Here is a 1402-nt window from a genome sequence, read left to right as displayed (position 1 = left end):
CCCATCATCGCAGGTCACAAGGCTCTTCTTCATTCCCGGAGAAGTTGTCCACAGACGTCAGCCGGTGGATCCGGGCTCAGGTGATGCCGGCGGAGGGCCCGGTCCTGTACTTCAACCAGGTGCCCGAGGCGAAGAAGGTCAAGAACCGCGTCCATCTGTGTCTGCGTCCCGAGACCTCGCGTGAGCAGGAAGTGGAACGGCTGCTCGGCCTCGGTGCCACCCTTGTCGCGGATCTCCGGAATCCCGACGGCACCGGCTGGGCGGTGCTGGCCGACCCCGAGGGCAATGAATTCTGCGTTCTGCGCAGCGAGTCCGACCGAGCCGCGACGGTTTCCGGGAGCACGTCATGACGTCGGAGGGCGAGCGGTCGCGGATCACGGTCGACGGCGAGGAGTTCGAGGTCGTTCAGCCGTACGACAGCCCCGGGACGTACGACCTCAGCTGGCTGACCGGACCTGATCCGCAGTACGGGTTCGGCTTCCGCACCCATCCCCCGGCGCCGGTCAGCCGGGCCGAACTCGAAGAGCCGTACGGGACTTCCTCTCCCAGGTCGACCCGGCAACCGGGCACATCGAGTAGCGGGTACGGTTCATTCCTCCCGGCCGCCGAACTGCCAGTGGTGGACCTCGATATCGGCGTACCGGTCCGAGGTCAGGACAGCGCGGGCCGTGTCCGGGTCGGGGGCTTTGAGCAGCACCGCCGTGCCCAGCCAGGTGTCGCCGTCGTCGGACAGCAGGGGGCCGTAGGCGATGAGCTCGTCGCGGGCGGGTGGCACGGTGAGGTCGGCGGCCCGGCCTTCGCCGAGGCCGAGGACGAGGTACCGGTTGCCGCCGTTGCGGCCGCCGGGGAAGTCCCACATCGTGCGTCCGAGCAGGTTGCGCCACCGGCGTACCAGTAGGTCCCGGTACGCGCCCGCCTGGTAGTTGGGCTCGTCGAAGGCAAACGCGCGGGCGGCGGCGGCATCGGGCAGGTCGACGATGTGCACGCTGCCGGTCGGTGTCTCGCCGTCGTCGGTCGTCGTCGGGCCGCGAGCGATCATCTGCGCCGCGTAGCCGTCCATGGAGGACCAGTGCGCTTCGAGCAGTTTGTCGCGCAGGGTGAGGGAGCCGGGCCGGTCGCGGTGGTAGCCGCATCGGGCAGCCGAAGAGCGACGACCCGCACCACCGGCCCGCGCCCGGGGAGACCTTCGCGCACGCCCTGCACCACGCGTCCCTCCTCGCCGACTCGAACGTCGCAATCCACACCGAACCGGAAGGCCCTCACCCGTTCAAGACGCCTCAGCCGAGACCTCCATCACCCGTGCACAACCTCCCAGGACAGAACAGCTAGTACTACAGGGCTAGATCTTGATCATGGAGTGATGGGAGGCTCTGCCTGTGGCCACGACACAGCCCCATGATCC

1 protein-coding gene and 1 pseudogene are annotated in these 1402 nt (G+C 68.4%); one reads left to right on the top strand and one right to left on the bottom strand.

Translation table 11 applies throughout. The features are described from left to right. Positions 1-350, top strand: a 350-nt coding sequence (locus RMT89_RS40165) for a VOC family protein (protein ID WP_315888692.1), incomplete at its 5' end; no start/stop codon positions are given. 239 nt (positions 351-589) lie between these two features. Here the strand turns inward: RMT89_RS40165 and RMT89_RS40160 are convergent. After that, positions 590-1126: pseudogene (locus tag RMT89_RS40160) on the bottom strand (YciI family protein); the annotation flags it as partial. Between the last annotated feature and the right edge of the window lie 276 nt (positions 1127-1402).

The organism is Streptomyces sp. P17 (assembly GCF_032436805.1).
GTDB lineage: Bacteria > Actinomycetota > Actinomycetes > Streptomycetales > Streptomycetaceae > Streptomyces.
Note: the sequence above shows the minus strand (reverse complement) of the source record. Positions and strands in the feature narration are given on the sequence as shown.